Genomic DNA, 883 nt, shown 5'->3' with positions numbered 1-883 from the left:
GCCACGCGCATCGCCCAGTTCCAGCATGCCCTGCGCCAGCGCGCCCATGCGGTCGGCGGACAGGCCGCGCATCTCCGACGCCTGGCGCAACATGGCGAGCCCCTGGCCCTGCGCGCCCCGCGCCCCTGCGGCCTTCGCCTGCGCGATGGTGGCGGATATGCCGAGGCCGGCGATGAAATTGCGCATCTCCGCCGTGCGCTGCCCTTCCGGGATGCGCGCTGCGACGGCTTGCGCATCGCCGGTGCGGCCCGCCCGGTCGAGGATCAGCGCGGCGGCGTAGAGCGGTTCGGCCTTTTCCGAATAGGAAAGCTGGCGGACGAGCGCGTCCTGCTCCGCCACGCGGCCCTGCTGCTGGAGCAGCCCGGCAAGGTCGTAGGCGACCCAGGGGTCGTCGGGCGCATTGCCCATGGCGGCGCGCAGCAACTGTTCGGCGCGGGCGGCGTCGCCCGCGTCCAGGGCGGCGCGCGCCTCGTTGCGGGTGGCGCTGGCCTGGGCGGTGGCGGCTCCAGCGCCGGCCTTGCCCAATTGGCGATAGAGTTCGGCCGCCTCATTATAGCGGCCCTGCCGTTCATAGACGCTGGCCAGCACCGACACGGCAGGCCCCTTGTCGCGGAAGTCCGACTGGGTGAGCGCCGTGGCGATCCGCTCCGCCTGCGCCAGATCGCCCTTGTCGAGCGCCGTCCGGGCAGAGTCGAGATCGGCATAGAAGCGGGCGGACTGCAACGCCTCCGCCCATTTGCCCGCGCCGCCGATGCGCGAGGCGCGGGTCAGCAGGTCGCGGGCCTGCGCGAATTCGGACTTGCGCAGCCGCACGATCCCCATGCCGCCCAACGCGTCCGCGTCGTTGGGATTGGCGGAAAGCGCCGCGCGGAAGCGGGCGGCC

General features: G+C 73.0%; 1 protein-coding gene. It reads right to left on the bottom strand.

Annotated elements, in window-relative coordinates:
• Positions 1-883, bottom strand: an 883-nt coding sequence (locus tag L286_RS0124000) for a tetratricopeptide repeat protein (protein WP_031292909.1), incomplete at both ends; no start/stop codon positions are given.

This window comes from Sphingobium sp. HDIP04 (assembly GCF_000445085.1).
Lineage (GTDB): Bacteria > Pseudomonadota > Alphaproteobacteria > Sphingomonadales > Sphingomonadaceae > Sphingobium > Sphingobium indicum.
The sequence above is the reverse complement of the archived record's forward strand: the minus strand, read 5'-3'. Positions and strand labels throughout refer to the sequence as shown.